Origin of the sequence: Martinezella multihospitum (assembly GCF_900094585.1) — a bacterium.
Classification (GTDB): Bacteria; Pseudomonadota; Alphaproteobacteria; order Rhizobiales; family Rhizobiaceae; genus Rhizobium; species Rhizobium multihospitium.
Map to the genome: position 1 here is coordinate 575,278 of NZ_FMAG01000003.1, position 15,798 is coordinate 591,075.

General features: G+C 60.8%; 14 protein-coding genes. 8 read left to right on the forward strand and 6 right to left on the reverse strand.

Going from position 1 to position 15,798, the window contains the following annotated elements; all coding sequences use genetic code 11:
* Window positions 1-22: 22 nt before the first annotated feature.
* Window positions 23-763 (reverse strand): SDR family oxidoreductase, encoded by a 741-nt coding sequence (locus GA0061103_RS14375; protein ID WP_092712188.1) that lies wholly within the window; start codon window positions 761-763, stop codon window positions 23-25.
* A gap of 122 nt (window positions 764-885) precedes the next feature.
* Between GA0061103_RS14375 and GA0061103_RS14380 the strand changes: the two genes are divergently transcribed.
* The 3 genes from GA0061103_RS14380 to GA0061103_RS14390 all read left to right on the forward strand — a co-directional run bounded on the left by GA0061103_RS14380 (window position 886) and on the right by GA0061103_RS14390 (window position 3,848).
* Window positions 886-1,797 carry a LysR family transcriptional regulator gene (locus GA0061103_RS14380; RefSeq protein WP_092712190.1) on the forward strand — a complete coding sequence of 304 codons (912 nt, stop codon included), beginning with the start codon at window positions 886-888 and terminating at the stop codon, window positions 1,795-1,797.
* Between the two features lie 137 nt (window positions 1,798-1,934).
* Complete coding sequence (locus GA0061103_RS14385; RefSeq protein WP_092712192.1) at window positions 1,935-3,281, forward strand: LLM class flavin-dependent oxidoreductase; 1,347 nt, start codon at window positions 1,935-1,937, stop codon at window positions 3,279-3,281.
* A gap of 24 nt (window positions 3,282-3,305) precedes the next feature.
* The gene (locus GA0061103_RS14390; protein ID WP_092712194.1) at window positions 3,306-3,848 is read left to right on the forward strand and encodes a carboxymuconolactone decarboxylase family protein; all 543 of its coding nucleotides are present in this window, start codon (window positions 3,306-3,308) and stop codon (window positions 3,846-3,848) included.
* Window positions 3,849-4,058: 210 nt separating this feature from the next.
* On the opposite strand, the gene GA0061103_RS14395 is transcribed toward GA0061103_RS14390, so the two are convergent.
* Complete coding sequence (locus GA0061103_RS14395) at window positions 4,059-4,487, reverse strand: OsmC family protein (RefSeq protein WP_092712196.1); 429 nt, start codon at window positions 4,485-4,487, stop codon at window positions 4,059-4,061.
* Between the two features lie 151 nt (window positions 4,488-4,638).
* Between GA0061103_RS14395 and GA0061103_RS14400 the strand changes: the two genes are divergently transcribed.
* Window positions 4,639-5,904 carry a glycerate kinase type-2 family protein gene (locus tag GA0061103_RS14400; RefSeq protein ID WP_092712198.1) on the forward strand — a complete coding sequence of 422 codons (1,266 nt, stop codon included), beginning with the start codon at window positions 4,639-4,641 and terminating at the stop codon, window positions 5,902-5,904.
* Window positions 5,905-5,921: 17 nt separating this feature from the next.
* Here the strand turns inward: GA0061103_RS14400 and GA0061103_RS14405 are convergent, their stop codons facing one another.
* Entirely contained in the window at window positions 5,922-6,104 is a 183-nt protein-coding gene (locus tag GA0061103_RS14405) for a hypothetical protein (protein ID WP_092712200.1), read from the reverse strand.
* Between the two features lie 389 nt (window positions 6,105-6,493).
* Between GA0061103_RS14405 and ggt the strand changes: the two genes are divergently transcribed.
* From ggt to GA0061103_RS14420, 3 genes are all read left to right on the forward strand, one after another.
* Entirely contained in the window at window positions 6,494-8,236 is a 1,743-nt protein-coding gene (gene ggt / locus GA0061103_RS14410) for a gamma-glutamyltransferase (protein WP_092712807.1), read from the forward strand.
* Between the two features lie 355 nt (window positions 8,237-8,591).
* Window positions 8,592-10,046: an MFS transporter gene (locus GA0061103_RS14415; protein ID WP_092712202.1), complete on the forward strand. Its 1,455-nt coding sequence runs from the start codon at window positions 8,592-8,594 to the stop codon at window positions 10,044-10,046.
* A 130-nt stretch (window positions 10,047-10,176) separates the two neighbouring features.
* Window positions 10,177-11,730 carry a VOC family protein gene (locus GA0061103_RS14420; RefSeq protein WP_092712204.1) on the forward strand — a complete coding sequence of 518 codons (1,554 nt, stop codon included), beginning with the start codon at window positions 10,177-10,179 and terminating at the stop codon, window positions 11,728-11,730.
* 102 nt (window positions 11,731-11,832) lie between these two features.
* Here GA0061103_RS14420 and GA0061103_RS14425 read toward each other — a convergent pair whose 3' ends face one another.
* The 3 genes from GA0061103_RS14425 to GA0061103_RS14435 all read right to left on the reverse strand — a co-directional run bounded on the left by GA0061103_RS14425 (window position 11,833) and on the right by GA0061103_RS14435 (window position 15,141).
* On the reverse strand, window positions 11,833-12,582 hold the full coding sequence (locus GA0061103_RS14425) for a dienelactone hydrolase family protein (RefSeq protein WP_092712206.1): 750 nt from the start codon (window positions 12,580-12,582) through the stop codon (window positions 11,833-11,835).
* A gap of 78 nt (window positions 12,583-12,660) precedes the next feature.
* Entirely contained in the window at window positions 12,661-13,938 is a 1,278-nt protein-coding gene (locus GA0061103_RS14430; protein WP_092712208.1) for an L-fuconate dehydratase, read from the reverse strand.
* A 42-nt stretch (window positions 13,939-13,980) separates the two neighbouring features.
* The gene (locus tag GA0061103_RS14435) at window positions 13,981-15,141 is read right to left on the reverse strand and encodes a CaiB/BaiF CoA transferase family protein (RefSeq protein WP_092712210.1); all 1,161 of its coding nucleotides are present in this window, start codon (window positions 15,139-15,141) and stop codon (window positions 13,981-13,983) included.
* Between the two features lie 239 nt (window positions 15,142-15,380).
* On the opposite strand from GA0061103_RS14435, the gene GA0061103_RS14440 reads away from it, so the two are divergent.
* The gene (locus GA0061103_RS14440) at window positions 15,381-15,794 is read left to right on the forward strand and encodes a carboxymuconolactone decarboxylase family protein (protein ID WP_092712212.1); all 414 of its coding nucleotides are present in this window, start codon (window positions 15,381-15,383) and stop codon (window positions 15,792-15,794) included.
* The last annotated feature ends 4 nt before the right edge of the window (window positions 15,795-15,798 follow it).

The following is a 15,798-nucleotide window of genomic DNA, read 5'->3' on the forward strand; positions in this document are numbered from 1 at the left end:
ATTGCTCTGTCGCCCGATTGGCTCAGATCATGCCGCCATTGGCACGCAGCGTCTGACCGTTGACCCAGCCGCCGTCCGGGCCGACGAGGAAGGAAACGGCGGCGGCGATATCCTGCGGCGTGCCGAGACGTTCCAGCGGGTTCATCTTGGCCATGCGGTCGATCAGCTCGTCACTCTTGCCGTTGAGGAAGAGATCAGTCGCCGTCGGGCCGGGAGCGACCGCATTGACGGTGATCGAGCGACCGCGCAGCTCCTTCGACATGACGCCGGTCAGTGTCTCGACGGCGGCCTTCGTTGCGGCATAGACACCATAGGATTCGAGCTTGAGCCCGACGACGCTGGTCGAGAAGTTGACGATGCGGCCACCGTCGCGGAGACGCTTGCCGGCTTCGCGCAGCGTATTGAACGTGCCCTTGAGGTTGATGGCGATGTGACGGTCGAAATGGGCGTCGTCCGCATCGGCAATCTTGGCAAGCTGCATGATGCCGGCGTTGTTGATCAGCACGTCGACGCCGCCAAAGGCAGCTTCCGCCGCGTCGAACATGCGGCGCACGGCGTCGACATCGGAAACATCGGCCTTCGCGGTCAGCGCCTTGCCGCCCTTTCCCTCGATCTTGCGGGCGAGTTCCTCTGCGGCGGCTTCGCTGCCGGAATAGTTGATTACGACGGTGAAGCCATCCTCAGCCAGACGCTCGGCAATCGCCGCACCGATACCGCGCGATGCGCCTGTGACGATCGCTACCTTGTTGGAATTGCTGCTCATTTTCCTCATCCTTCATTGCTTTGCGCCGTAGCGCGTTTCGATGAGGAGAAGATGCTCCTTTTCAGGATGCGGATAATCAGCCATTAATCGGCATCACTATCCGAAATTAGCGAACAAATAATATGGACAGATTCGATGCTATGCGGGTGTTTTGCCGGGTCGTGGAGCGGCGCAGCTTCACGCTGGCAGCCGAGGATACGGGCCTGCCCCGCTCGACGGTGACGGATGCGATCAAGCAGGTCGAAGCGCGTCTCGGCGTGCGCCTGCTACAACGGACGACACGGCATGTCAGCCCGACGCTCGACGGCGAAGCCTATTACCAGCGCTGCCTGCGCATCCTCTCCGATATCGAGGATGCCGAAGGCGCCTTTGCCGGTGCAAAGCCGAAGGGGGTGCTGCGTGTCGACGTGCATGGTACGCTGGCGCGACACTTCGTGCTGCCAAACCTGCCCTCCTTCCTCGAAACCTATCCCGATATCGAACTGCAGATCACCGAAGGCGACCGGTTCGTCGACCTGATCCGCGAGGGGATCGACTGCGTGCTGCGCGTCGGCACGCTGCAGGATAGCGACATGATCGGCCGCCGCGTCGCGATGCTGGAAGAAGTGACGCTAGCGGCACCCGCCTATGTTGAGCGTTTCGGCATGCCGGCCCATCTCGACACACTCGACGGCCATCGCATGGTCGGCTTCCGCTCGTCGGCGACGGGTGGGCTCTTGCCGTTGGAATTCCAGATCGACGGCACGGTGCGCGAAATCACTCTACCGGCGACCATTTCCGTTAACGCGGCCGAGAGCTATTTCGCCGCAGCCAAACTCGGCCTCGGCCTCATCCAGGTTCCGCGCTACCACGCTGAGGCAGCGTTACGATCGGGCGAGCTGCTGCATGTCCTTGCGGACTATCCACCGACGCGAACGCCCGTCTCGATGCTCTATCCGCGCAGCCGCCAGCTTTCGCCGCGGGTTCGAGTCTTCATAGACTGGCTGGTCAAGGTTTTCGCCGGACAAAACGCCGCCGAAACCGAGGTCGGATGAATATTCCATGAAAGCGATCAAATAAAAGAAATCGGCTCTTTGAATAGGCGAGGAGCGCACCTACCTCGTAATGCATTGTACCGCGGGCCATACCGTTACGACGTCATGACAGCCCGACGATTTTCGAGAGAGAGCCGATGACCGAACAGAAGCAATTGAAGCTCGGGGCCTTCATGCGTCCCGTCAGCCTGCATACCGGTGCCTGGCGTTATCCCGGCGCCTATCCGGACGCCAACTTCAATTTCCAGCACATCAAGAGCTTTGCGCAGGAACTGGAAAAGGCGAAATTCGACGCCTTCTTCATGGCCGATCATCTCGCGGTTCTCAACATGCCGATCGAGGCCCTGAAGCGCAGCCACACCGTCACCTCGTTCGAACCCTTCACCCTGCTTTCGGCGCTCGCTGCCATCACTGACAGGATCGGCCTCGTCGCCACCGCATCCACCACTTTCGACCTGCCCTATCACATCGCCCGGCGTTTTGCCTCGCTCGACCACATCAGCGGCGGCCGCGCCGGCTGGAACATCGTCACCACCTCCAATCCGGATGCCGCCCTTAATTTCGGCCTCGAGGAGCATATGGAACATGGCGAGCGCTACCATCGCGCCCGCGAGTTCTACGACGTCGTCACCGGCCTCTGGGACAGTTTTGCGGACGATGCCTTCCTCCACGACGCCGAAAGCGGCATCTTCTTCGATCCGGAACGCATGCATGTCCTCGGGCACAAGGGCGAGGAATTGAGCGTTCGCGGTCCCCTCAATATCGCTCGCCCGCCGCAGGGCTGGCCGGTCATCGTCCAGGCTGGGCAATCCGACGCAGGCCGTCAGCTTGCCGCCGAAACGGCCGAAGCCGTCTTCGCAGCCCCTCGCAATCTCGCCGACGGCAAGTCGATCTACGCCGACATCAAGGGACGGATGAAGGCGATCGGGCGCAACCCGGATCACCTAAAGATCTTGCCTGCCGCCTTCATCGTCGTCGGCGACACGATCGAGGAGGCGAAGGCCAAGCGGGCAAAGCTCGACAGCCTCGTCCATTACGACAGCGCCATCGCATCCCTGTCGATCTCGCTCGGCCACGACGCCTCCAAATTCGATCCGGACGGGCCGCTGCCCGAAACGCCGGAGACCAACGCCAGCAAGAGCGGCCGCGAGCGGGTCATCGCCCTTGCCGAAGCCGAAAAACTCACCGTGCGCCAGCTTGCCCAGCGCCTTGGCGGCTATGCCGGCCTTGCCTTCGTCGGTTCGCCGCAGAGCATAGCTGACGAGATGGAGCAATGGCTGTACGAGGAAGGTTCGGATGGTTTCAACGTCGTCTTCCCCTTCCTGCCGCAGGGCCTGCTTGACGTGACCACCCGCGTCGTTCCAGAGCTGCAGCGCCGCGGCATCTTCCGCCGCGACTACGAAGGCACGACATTGCGTGAACATCTCGGCCTGCCGCGTCCGGAAAACCGCTTTTTCAAGGCTGCCGCAGAAGCCGCGCAGTAAGAGAGCCCGTCACAAGAGAATAACATGAGCCATATCACCCCGATCGACTACGAGACCGCTTCCGATGCCGTGCGCGCCGAGCATGACCGCGAAGTGCAGCTACGTGGCCGCATGACCAACATGAAGCGGACGTTGCTGCATTCGCCGGTGGCGCATCGCATCTATGCGGAATGGTTTCCTCTGCGCGAGGAGCTGCGCCCGGCTCTGGACGATCGCGCCGTCTGGCTGCTTTGCCATGCCATCGCAATCGAATGCCGCTCGATCATCCCGGTCGGCTTCTTCCGGCGCGCGCTTATCAATGCTGGCCTGACGCCGGAAACGATTGTGCCCACCGAAGATGAGGCGCTTTTGATCGAGTTCGGCAAGGCGATCGCCAGGGATTCCAATGCGATTCCTGAGGGGATTTGGGATCGATTGAAGGCGCGCTACGACGAGCCTACGCTCGCCAACCTCGTCGCCTTCGCCGGCATCATGATCGCGACAGCGATCTACAACAATGCCGTGAAGGTGGATATCGATCCGGAACTTGGCCCTTATCTTGAAGGGTTTGAGTTTCCGGCGAAGTGACGAAATTGCCCCTCACCCTAACCCTCTCCCCGCACGCGGGGAGAGGGGACTACCCCGCCTAAATCTCTTCTGCCGTGTGTAGGAATAGGATGATTTACTCACCCTCGCCAAACTCAGCGCGAGAGAAGGAACGCTGATGGCGCGGCTCTCCCCTTCTCCCCGTCAAAACGGGGAGAAGGTGCCCGACAGGGCGGATGAGGGGCTCGCACCCTACCCCGAAATCACCGTCTCGAACTGCGGATTGCCGCGGATCGTATTGCTCACCGTGCAAATCTCATCTTCGGCAGCGTGCGCAATCGCGTTGCGGATCTCGTCGCCGAAATCGCCCTTGATGGTGAAGGCGATGTTGAATTTTTCCACGCGAGAGAGGCCTTCGGTCGCCTTCTCACCGGTGACGACGGCGGTGACTTCGGTAAGCTTGTCGAGCACGCCGAGGCTGCTCGCCGCCATGCGGGCACTTAAGACCAGACAGGCAGACAGCGAGGAATACAGCAGGTCGAGCGGGTTGAAACCGGGCTGTGACGGCGAGGTGACGATGTCGATTTCGCCGCCCGTCACCGACGTCACATGCGGAAAACCGGTGCGGCCGACCGTAGCGGTGGCGCCCGTCTGCCTCGTCTTCACTCTCAGTTCGGCCATGTCGAAAATCCTTGAAATAAAAGCGGGAAACTCTTGTCTTCTACATAGGGATTCGCGGTGCCCGACACAATTGCAGTTCCCGCCCCTTGCGTCTTCCAGCCAGTTAAGCCACCAAATGGTTACAGGCTCATCGCAAGACAGGCAATTCGACATGACCGTTACCGATCCCCGCGCCTTCCTGACCTCACTCTTCGATGCCGCCGTTCGTGCAGCCGATCCCTTGACCGGCATCCGCGCGCATCTACCTGCCAAACCGAAGGGCCGGACGATCGTCATCGGTGCCGGCAAGGGGTCTGCCCAGATGGCGGCCGCGCTGGAACGATGCTGGGATGGGCCGCTCGAAGGTCTGGTGGTGACGCGATACGGCTTTTCCGCCCCCTGCCACCAGATCGAGATCATCGAAGCCGCACATCCCGTGCCGGATGAAGCAGGCCTCGTCGCCTCCCGCCGCCTTCTCAAACTCGTCGAGGGCCTGGCTGAGGACGATCTGGTGATCGCCCTGATCTCGGGCGGCGGTTCGGCGCTGCTGCCTTCGCCGGCCGGCTCGCTGAGCCTCGCCGACGAGATTGCGGTCAACAAGGCGCTGCTCGCTTCAGGCGCCCCGATCTCGGCGATGAATGTCATTCGCAAGCACCTGTCGACCATTAAGGGCGGCCGGCTGGCAGCTGCGGCCTATCCCGCCAAGGTCGTCTCGCTCGTCGTCTCGGATATTCCCGGCGACGATCCGGCCCTGGTGGCCTCCGGCCCGACTGTGCCGGGCACCGGCACGCGCGCCGACGCGCTCGATCTCATCCGTCTCTACCGCATCGAACTGCCGCCGGCCGTTCTTGCCCATATCGAGAAGGCGGAGGCCGATGCGCCGCGCCCGGACGATCCGCGCTTTGCCGGCAACGAAGTGCATCTCATCGCATCCGCCGGCGTCTCTCTGGAAGCCGCCGCCGAAGTCGCGCGCGCCGCCGGCATCGAAGCCGCCATACTCTCAGACGCCATCGAGGGCGAGGCCCGCGAAGCCGCGCATGTCCACGCCGCCATCGCCCGCGAAGTGCTGCATCGCAGCCGACCCTTCGCCAAGCCGATCGTGCTGCTCTCCGGCGGCGAAACCACGGTGACGCTCAAAGGCAAGGGCAAAGGCGGACGAAACTCGGAGTTCCTGCTGTCACTCGCCATCGATATCGACGGCCACGCCGGCATTCACGCCATGGCCGCAGATACGGATGGCATCGACGGCAGCGAGGACAATGCCGGCGCCTTTGCCGACGGAAACACCGTGGCGCGGTTGCGCGAAGCCGGAATGGTGCCGGCCGAGATGCTGGCAAACAACGATGCCTGGACAGCGTTCAACGCCATTGGCGATCTCTTCGTCCCGGGCCCGACGGGAACGAACGTCAACGACTTCCGCGCCATCCTGATCGCGTAACTACCGGAACCGGTGGTTTAGACAATTGCGGTGCAATCGTCACAGCGCCAATAGGCGGCTGCAGTCGACACCCACCTGAGGAAATGTCGGCTGCAATGGTCGCATTCGATTTCGACGACATGCGTCCTTTCGCCAACGATGAATGGCCTGGTCTTGATCCTGCGCTCGCTCTTCCATTGCTCGAGCTTCGTCACGGCCATGATTACCCTCCACGCAATACTCGCCTCGACAAGCAACAATCTAAAATAGGCTCAACTAATAAAAGAAATATTGCAAGTGCGAAGCGATTTTCTGTGCGGGAGGAGGACCAAAATTATCCGCAGTAGTGCATGGAAGACATAGTGCGCCAAATTCCGGCCCATGGCGGGATCGCTCCATTAGAGCCGGATGATTTTAGGTCGGGTCGACCTAAAATCTGAATCCGCTCTAGAATCAAAGAAGTAGAGCGTGATGTCGTCCGAAAACCGCCTACACTTTTCGGCATCACGCTCTAAAAAATTGTGACAACGCATATCGCCATTTTCGCGCGCGACGCCATGTCATTCGTTGGCGATTTTCCATCAAGATAACAATGGGAGGCATATTCATCATGCGCCACTTCCGCCAGCGGGCGATTTCGTCGGTAACCCTGGTCACATTTGCTCTCTTTTCCGTCACCGCCAGAGCTGCCGCGCCGCCACCGGTCGAGGCGGAACATGGCATGGTGGTCACCGCTCAGCATCTCGCTACCGATGTTGGCGTCGAAGTGCTGAAGAATGGCGGCAATGCCGTCGATGCCGCCGTTGCAGTCGGCTATGCGCTGGCGGTGGTCTATCCTACCGCCGGCAATATCGGTGGCGGCGGCTTCATGACCATCCGCATGCGCGATGGCAAGACGACCTTCCTCGATTTCCGCGAGCGCGCACCCTTGGCGGCGACCAAAGGCATGTATCTCGACGATAAAGGCAATATCGTCAAAGGCGCCAGCACCGATGGCTATCTCGCCGTCGGCGTTCCCGGCTCGGTCATGGGCTTCGAGACCGCCCGCGAAAAATACGGCACCAAGTCCCGCCAGGACCTGATCGCGCCGGCCATACGCTATGCCAAGGAAGGCTTCACGCTGAACCAGGCCGATGCCGCCGAGCTGAACGAGGGCAAGGCTTGGCTCGCGCGCGATCCGGCCACTGCCGCGATCTTCACCAAGTCGGACGGCAAGCCCTTCGCGACGGGCGACAAGCTGGTACAGCCGGATCTCGCCAACGCCCTCTCAGGCATTTCCGATCAGGGACCGGATGGCTTCTACAAGGGGCCGGTCGCCAACGCCATCGTCAAGGCAAGCCAGGACAAGGGCGGCATTCTCGCAAACCAGGATTTCGAACAATACAAGGTCCGCGAGCTCGAGCCCGTGAAGTGCAATTATCGCGGCTATGAGATCATCTCCTCGCCACCGCCCTCTTCCGGCGGCGTCATCATCTGCGAAATCCTCAACGTGCTTGAGGGATATCCGCTCTCCTATACCGGCTACGCCTCTGCCGACACGGTCCATTACATGGTCGAAGCCATGCGCTACGCCTATGTCGACCGCAACTCGGCGCTCGGCGATCCCGACTTCGTCGACAACCCCGTCAGCAAGCTGCTGGACAAGGCCTATGCCCAGAAGATCCGCGACAGCATCTCGCCCTATAAGGCCGGCGTCTCCAAGGATCTGATGCCCAAGGGTCTCGGCGAAAGCCACGAGACCACACATTATTCGATCATCGACAATGACGGCAATGCCGTCGCCGTCACCTACACGCTGAACGGCTCCTTCGGCGCCGGCGTCGTCGCGCCCGGCACGGGCATCCTCCTGAACAACGAGATGGATGACTTCACCTCCAAGCCCGGCGTGCCCAATCTTTACGGTCTGGTGCAGGGCGAGGCCAATGCCATCCAGCCGAAGAAGACGCCGCTCTCCTCCATGAGCCCGACGATCGTCACCAAGGACGGCAAGCCCTTCATGGTGATCGGCAGCCCCGGCGGCTCGCGCATCATCACCATCACGCTCGAAGCGATCATCAACGTCATCGATTTCGGCATGAACATCCAGGAAGCAATCGATGCGCCGCGCATCCATCACCAATGGCTGCCGGACAAGGTCTACATGGAGCCGCGTGCGCTTTCGCCCGATACGATCAAGCTTCTGACCGGCATGGGCTACACGGTTCAGGTCGACAATAGCTGGCCGATCTGGGGCCAGGCGGCCGGCATCCTTGTCGGCGGCAAGAGCCTCAGCGACATCGCCAAGGGCGGTGGCGCCCGCTACAACGGCGCCGTCGACAGCCGCGCCGGCTCGGGACTTGCCGAAGGCTACTGATCGCCTCGGTGCCTGCTGAAAACGACGATTCGGATCGGTGCCACCATCAACTGGCACCGGTCTTTTTGCCTATGGCATCCGGCCAAACGAGCACATTATCTTACGCGAAAAAACCAAGCGTGAGCATTTCGGCGCGATATCGCCCCTATTCATTCACCTCACGTTCATTTGATGCCGTTTGCCCCTGCATGTGCGTCATTTTTTTCATCCCATGAATAGGATTTGCGCTTTCTGATATAGCAATCGCGCGCAAGCAGGAGTATACAAGCCGCCGTTCAAATAGGCCTTCGCGCCATGACCAGACTTGCGGTTCTGTCTTAGGACCCCTCCGCACCATCGAGAGCGATTCCCGACAATGTCGGATCAGATATTCCAGGCCGCCCCCACCCGGCGGGCCGCACCGAATTTTCGTGTAGTAGCGCTTATCGTAGCAAGCGCGATGTTCATGGAACAGCTCGACGCGACCGTGCTCGCAACAGCCCTTCCGACCATGGCAAGAGACTTCGGCGTCAGCGCGCCGGCCATGAGTATCTCGCTGACATCCTACCTCCTCAGCCTCGCGATCTTCATCCCCGCCAGCGGCGCCATCGCAGACCGCTTCGGGTCGCGCACCGTCTTCCGATCCGCCATCGCGGTCTTCGTTGTCGGCTCGCTTCTCTGCGCACAGGCGCCGAACCTGTTCTTCCTCGTGATCGCGCGCCTTCTTCAGGGCCTCGGCGGCGCAATGATGCTGCCCGTCGGTCGCCTCGTGCTGATGCGCAGCGTCGCCCGAAAAGACATGGTCAATGCCATGTCCTGGCTGCTGATCCCGGCGCTGGTCGGTCCCATTCTCGGCCCGCCGATCGGCGGCATGTTCGTGACCTATCTCGACTGGCGCTGGATCTTTTATATCAACGTGCCGATCGGCATCATCGGCTTCATCCTGGTGACGATGTTCATCGAGGAGGTGAAAGGCCCGCGCACCGGCCGCTTCGATCTCTCGGGCTTCATCCTGTCCGGCATTTCGCTGGGATCGCTGCTCTTCGGCTTTGAAATGTCGAGCCGCGAGGGCGAAGGCTATATGGCGGTCTTCCTGATCTCCATCGGCCTCCTGTTCGGCATCGCCTATCTGCGCCATGCCCGCAAGCACCCCTCGCCGATCATGGATTTCTCTTTGATGAAGGTGCCGACCTTCCGCACCTCGGTCATTGCCGGTTCACTGACGCGTATCAGCCAGGGCGCTCACCCCTTCCTCATTCCGCTGATGCTGCAGCTCGGCTTCGGCCTTTCGGCAGCCGCAGCCGGCCAGATCGCCATTGCGACCGCGCTCGGCTCCATGGCCATGAAGCCGCTGCAAGTCCGCATCCTTCGCACGCTCGGCTTCCGTACCGCCCTCATCGTCTTCGGCCTGATCGGTACGCTCGGCTACGGCATGTGCGCCCTCTTCAAACCGGATTGGCCGCTGCCCGTCATCTTCGTGATCCTGTTCTTCTGCGGCTTCTTCATGTCGTTCCAGTTCACGGCCTACAACACGATTGCCTATGATGAGATCGAGCGCGACCGCATGAGCATTGCGACGAGCTTCTACTCGACCTTCCAGCAGCTGATGCTTTCGCTCGGCATCTGCGTCGCCGCCCTTGCCCTGCATGGCTCGATGCAGCTGCGTGGGGAGACGAAGGCCGAGATGATCGACTTCTCCGTCGCCTTCGTCGTCGTTACAGCCATTGCTCTGCTCGCGGTGATCTGGAACGCCAGCTTTTCACGTACCGCAGGCTCGGAAATCAGCGGCCATCGTCGTAGATCGCCGGAAGAAAGCCTCGGCGAACATTGATTGTTCGCCGCCTGCCGATCCCAGGCAATGGCGCCTTTTGTGAACAGTGCCTTCACGGACGGCGCATTGCATTGAACAATGGCCCCAGCCTAAATAGCGACCAGAACGAAATAACAGTCTGGAGCATCTCATGGTCGCCGGCATCCATCACATCACGCTGATCACCCGCAAGGTCCAGGCGAATGTCGATTTCTACGTCGGCTTCCTCGGCCTGCGCCTCGTCAAGCGCACCGGTGGCTTCGAGGACGCCACACAGCTTCATCTCCTCTATGGCGACGCCGTGGGTTCGCCGGGCTCGCTGATTACCTTTCTGGTCTGGGAAGATGGTTCTCCTGGCCGCGCCGGCGTCGGTCAGGTCGGAGAAATTTCGCTCGCCATCGATCCCGCGAGCATCGGTTTCTGGCTGACGCGCGCCCTGAGCGCCGGCCTCAAGCCGGAAGGCCCGTCGGAGGAATTCGGCGAGCCGGTCCTGCGACTGAAGGACCCGGATGGCGCGATCGTCAAGCTTGTGGGCACCAATGCCCTGCAAGCGGCAGCGCCGTGGGTAAGCGATTCCATTCCCCAGGAGCATGCAATCCGCCGTATCCGTGGTGCAACGCTGTTCAGCGAAACCCCAGATGAAACGCAGACGATCCTCGTCGATCACTTCGATTATCGGCCACTCGCCACCAGCGGCGCGATCAGCCGGCTCATCTCAGAGCCCGGCGATATCATCGATATCCGCGATGCACGCGGCTTCTGGGCGAGCGCACCGGGTACGGGGACGGTCGATCATGTCGCTTTTCGCGCCAGTGACGATGCCGAGCTGCAATCGGTTCGCACCGCACTGCAGGCCATCAGCGCTTGGCCGACGGCGATGCATGATCGCAAATATTTCCGCTCGCTCTATGTCCGCGAACCCGGCCGCATCCTGTTCGAACTCGCAACGGATGATCCAGGCATGCTTGTTGATGAAGACGAGGCAACGCTCGGCACGCGCCTCTTCGCCCCCGGCGACAGTCCGAAGCTTTTGGCCGAGCTGAAGGTGATCCTGCCGCAGTTCTCCATGCCCGGAGAGCCGCGCGTCATCTATCGCGACCTGCCCTTCATCCATCGCTTCTTCACGCCTGAGCAGCCGAACGGCAATGTCTTCGTTCTGCTGCATGGTTCCGGCGCCAATGAAACAACAATGCTGCCGCTTGGCCACAAGATCGATGCCGACGCGACGCTGCTCACGGTACGTGGCCGTGCGCTGGAAGAAGGCGCACCGCGCTGGTTCCGTCGCAACGGGCCTATGAGCTTCGATCAGGCCGACATCGCCAGCGAGGCCGAAGCCTTCGCCGCCTTCATCGATGGCGCGGTCCATGCCTACGGGCTCGATCCGGACCGCATCGTCTATATCGGCTATTCGAACGGCGCCAACCTGCTGAGCGCCATGCTGTCGCTGCACCCACACCTCATCCGCCGCGCCGTGCTGCTGCGCTCCATGGCCGTGCTCGAAAATCCGCCGGTAGCGGATATGTCCGATGCGGAAGTGCTGGTGGTCGCTGGAGAGAAGGATCTATACGGCCCCTATGCCCAGCCCCTCGCAGAACGCCTACGGGATGGGGGCGCCAAGGTCGAACTCGCGACGGTGCCTGCCGGTCACGAATTTGACGATGCAGACGTGCCGGTCATTCAAGAGTGGCTGAAGCGCTCGAGTTGAGCGCTTCAGCGGTATCGGCTTGCATGACCAGAGGGCATCCATTGCACTCCATCAGTTCATCCCGGCCTTGCACGGATATATGCTTCGCGGCATCTGCCAAGATCATTTCGACAGCTGCGACAGGAAGAAATCGATGACGCTCCGATGAGCCCCGGTCGCTTCCATTCCCGGTTTCAGAAAGAAGTCGTGCGCACCACCTCTGTGAATATCGAGGCTGACAGGCCCACCCAAACCTTGCGCCATCTGTCGCAGCTTTCGCGCTGTCGAGAGGGGAAAAGTACGATCGGCGTCACCCCAAACGACAAGCAGCGGCGGCAAGGAGCTCACTTGCTTCGAATAGCCCTCCGGGGATGCGCCATCGACCAGCACGAGCGCGCTGATATCGGTGGTATCAGCCGAAGCGGCAGCAGCCGTTTGCGCTCCAAGCGATATGCCAAGCACGCCAACCCGTCCAGTATGGTGCGGCCGGCTTTTGAGGTAGGCAACCACCTTATGGATCGTTGTGATCCAATCTGGCCGGCGTGTCGCATAGTAGCTGATACGCGCGCGTGAATTGCCTGCACGGATGATAGCCTGCTCATCGACAGGTGAAAGCAGATGAACAAGATAAGCGTCGATGCCGGCGGTATCGAAGCTGCGCCCAAGGTCATCATAGGCGGGCGAGGCAAAACCTTTGCTGCCGCTCAGAATGATGACTGCCGGGCGTGACGTATCCGATGTACTGGCAAAACCTTCGATTAGAACATTGCCGCCAGCCGTCGCAACGGTGAATTGCTCTCGCTCGCCGGCCTGGGCGTTTCCATAGGCAAGGAGCGACAGAAACATCAGGACAAAGGCAAAACTCGCTCGCATCGATCGATTCCCTGGCAGAATTGCGCAGATATTGCACGGCTTCTGCCAAGGAATAAAGCGATCGATCCGGGTTTCAGATCAACCCTTGAACGTATACTCGGCAATCGATTCCGGCTTCATTTCGATCGAGAAGCCCGGAAGGCTCGGCGGCATGTAGGCGGCGTCGCGGATGATGCAGGGGTCGATGAAATGCTCGTGCAGGTGATCGACATATTCGATGACGCGGCCGTCCTTGGTGCCGGATACGGCGATGTAATCGATCATCGACAGGTGCTGCACATATTCGCACAGGCCAACGCCGCCGGCATGCGGCCAGACGGGCAACCCATATTTGGCGGCGATCAGCAGCACAGCCAGCACTTCGTTGAGACCGCCCATGCGGCAGGAATCGATCTGCACGATGTCGATCGCTCCCTCGGCGATGAACTGCTTGAACATGATGCGGTTCTGGCACATCTCGCCGGTCGCGACCTTCACCGGGCCGATGGCCTGGCGGATCTTGCGGTGGCCGGCGACATCGTCCGGGCTTGTGGGTTCTTCGATGAAGAAGGGCTTGGCGAAGGCAAGCTTCTGCACCCAGTCGATCGCCTGGTTGACTTCCCAGACCTGGTTGGCGTCGATCATCAGATAGCGGTCGGGGCCGATCACTTCGCGGGCAATGGTGAGGCGGCGGATATCGTCTTCGAGGTCACGGCCGACCTTCATCTTCACATGGTTGAAGCCGGCATCGATCGCTTCCTGGCAGAGGCGGCGCAGCTTGGCATCATCATAGCCGAGCCAGCCGGCAGACGTCGTGTAGCAGGCGTAGCCCTCGCGCTCGAGCGTGGCGATGCGGTCAGCCTTGCCGGCCTCCGCCTTCTTCAGGATGGCAACGGCTTCGTCGCGGGTGAGCACGTCGGTCAGATAGCGATAATCGACGATATCGGCGATCTGCTCGGCACCCATCTCCGAAACCAGCCGCCAGACCGGCTTGCCGGCTTCCTTGGCGAGCAGGTCCCAGACGGCATTGACGACAGCGCCGGTTGCCAGATGCATCGCACCCTTTTCCGGGCCGATCCAGCGCAGCTGGCTGTCGCTCGTCAGGTGCCGCCAGTATTTGCCGGGGTTTTCCAGAACCGTCGCAAGCTCGGTGCCGACGACCAGATGCCGCATCGCCTCGATCGCCATGCAGCAGATATCGTTGCCGCGGCCGATGGTGAAGGTCAGGCCATGACCGGCAAGTCCCGGCTTGTCGGTCTCGAGAATGACATAGGCTGCCGAATAATCCGGATCCGGATTCATCGCGTCGGAGCCGTCAAGGCTCTGCGATGTCGGGAAGCGCAGATCGAAAACGCGAAGATTAGTGATGCGCGTCATAGAGAAACTCCTTCTAAATTCATCGGCAACCTCTCGACCCCTTTAGCCAAGGTTGAACTCCTCCCAGAGTGCCGCATTATGCTCGCCGACGTGCGGGGCCGCACGATCGAATTTCGGCCGCTGCCCGTCAATGCGGATGGGCGAGCGGGTGGTCTGCAGGCTGACGCCATCATCGCGCCCGACCGTCTGCAGCATGTCGAGCACGCGAAAGCCTTCGCTGCCAAGAAGCTCCGGCCAATTCAGTACGCGGGCACACCAGATGTCGGCAGGTTCGAGGATCGCAAGCCAGTCGTCAACGTTGCGGCTGACGATGCGCGCCGCAATCAGCGCCTTGATCTCATCGCGCGCTGCGAACCAGCTTTTCTCATGATCGCGATAGGGCGCGAGCTCTTCCATGCCAAGCAGATCGGCAAGTTTGGAAATCGGCGTCATGGCGATGGCAAGATAGCCATCTGCGGCAGGGTAGACACCATAGGGTGCCGAAAGATAGGCGTGGGCACTGCGAACATGGGAGCGTTCCGGCAGCCTGTTGCCGCTATTCATGTGAACGCTCAGTACCTCGACTTGCAGGTCGATCAGCGCTTCCAGAAGGCTGGTCTCGACCAGGCCGCCCTCACCCGTGATCCCGCGCCGAACCAGTGCCGCGAGAATGCCTTGCGCTGCCGCAGCACCTGCCAGCATATCACCGATCGCCAGGCCAAAGGGTACTGGCCCCTGTCCTTCGTCGCCGTTTAGCCACATGACGCCGGAGCGCGATTGCGCCAGAAGATCCTGCCCGGGGCGCGAGACCCATGGCCCTTCTTCGCCATAACCGCTGATCGAGCAATAGACGAGGCGTGGATTGAGCGTACGCGCGGCTTCATAATCGAGGCCCAGACGCTCGATCACACCGGGACGAAAATTCTGCACGAGGACATCGGCCTTGGAAATGAGCTTGCGCAGCGCGCTCATGTCGCGCTCGTTCTTCAGATCGACCGCCAGGCTTTCCTTGGAGCGGTTGATCGCATGAAAGATCGTCGAATCACCGCTTTCATCGTCGCTGAGATAGAGCCCACGCGAGAGATCGCCCCCACCGGGACGCTCGATCTTGATCACCCTGGCGCCGAGATCCATCAGCCGCAGCGAACAATAGGGACCCGACAGAAACTGGCTCATGTCGACGACGACAAGTCCGGCCAGCGGCAAGTCCCTCTTCAGCGCCATTGATACTCCCACTCCCCTGACATCACTCCGGCTCAAAGCGCCTCTCCGCCTTGAGGACTATCCTCGTCACCGGTTCCTGCGTCAGCCTCAATCTTCTTATGTAAATAGTATTTTCACATATGGATGATTTTTGCAAACGAAAAGAGGGAGGATAATGGAAGGTCCGCTCACCCATGTCGTCATGAAATATATTATGGTTCCACATAATGAGAATTGCCGAAATGAAAGGGAGATAGGGAATGACGACGCTCAAATTGCTCGATGATGCCGAAGCGGAAGCAATCCCGGCGGTCAAGGCAGTATTCGACGACATTCGCGCGGTGCGAAAATCAGATTTCGTCAACAACTTCTGGCGCGGCCTGGCGAATGACCCCGCGCTGCTCAAACGCACCTGGGAAGGCCTGAAAGCAGTCATGGTGGCGGAAGGCGCACTCGATCCGCTGGTGCGCGAAATGATCTACATCGCCGTCTCAACCGCCAATGGCTGCACCTATTGCGTCCATTCGCACACAGCGGCCGCCAAGGCCAAGGGCATGACTGACGCCCAGCACGGGGAGCTGCTGGCGGTCATTGGACTGGCCGGACAGACCAACCATCTCGTCACGGCGATGCAGATTCCTGTCGATCCGGAATTCGATGTCGGCGGCCGATGAAACG

Coding starts and splice junctions, on each gene's coding strand:
- ggt (WP_092712807.1), top strand. CDS start 6,494: ATGCGCCACTTCCGCCAGCGGGCGATTTCGTCGGTAACCCTGGTCACA.
- GA0061103_RS14430 (WP_092712208.1), bottom strand. CDS start 13,938: ATGACGCGCATCACTAATCTTCGCGTTTTCGATCTGCGCTTCCCGACA.
- GA0061103_RS14405 (WP_092712200.1), bottom strand. CDS start 6,104: ATGGCCGTGACGAAGCTCGAGCAATGGAAGAGCGAGCGCAGGATCAAG.
- GA0061103_RS14390 (WP_092712194.1), top strand. CDS start 3,306: ATGAGCCATATCACCCCGATCGACTACGAGACCGCTTCCGATGCCGTG.
- GA0061103_RS14395 (WP_092712196.1), bottom strand. CDS start 4,487: ATGGCCGAACTGAGAGTGAAGACGAGGCAGACGGGCGCCACCGCTACG.
- GA0061103_RS14435 (WP_092712210.1), bottom strand. CDS start 15,141: ATGGCGCTGAAGAGGGACTTGCCGCTGGCCGGACTTGTCGTCGTCGAC.
- GA0061103_RS14440 (WP_092712212.1), top strand. CDS start 15,381: ATGACGACGCTCAAATTGCTCGATGATGCCGAAGCGGAAGCAATCCCG.
- GA0061103_RS14415 (WP_092712202.1), top strand. CDS start 8,592: ATGTCGGATCAGATATTCCAGGCCGCCCCCACCCGGCGGGCCGCACCG.
- GA0061103_RS14400 (WP_092712198.1), top strand. CDS start 4,639: ATGACCGTTACCGATCCCCGCGCCTTCCTGACCTCACTCTTCGATGCC.
- GA0061103_RS14380 (WP_092712190.1), top strand. CDS start 886: ATGGACAGATTCGATGCTATGCGGGTGTTTTGCCGGGTCGTGGAGCGG.
- GA0061103_RS14425 (WP_092712206.1), bottom strand. CDS start 12,582: ATGCGAGCGAGTTTTGCCTTTGTCCTGATGTTTCTGTCGCTCCTTGCC.
- GA0061103_RS14385 (WP_092712192.1), top strand. CDS start 1,935: ATGACCGAACAGAAGCAATTGAAGCTCGGGGCCTTCATGCGTCCCGTC.
- GA0061103_RS14375 (WP_092712188.1), bottom strand. CDS start 763: ATGAGCAGCAATTCCAACAAGGTAGCGATCGTCACAGGCGCATCGCGC.
- GA0061103_RS14420 (WP_092712204.1), top strand. CDS start 10,177: ATGGTCGCCGGCATCCATCACATCACGCTGATCACCCGCAAGGTCCAG.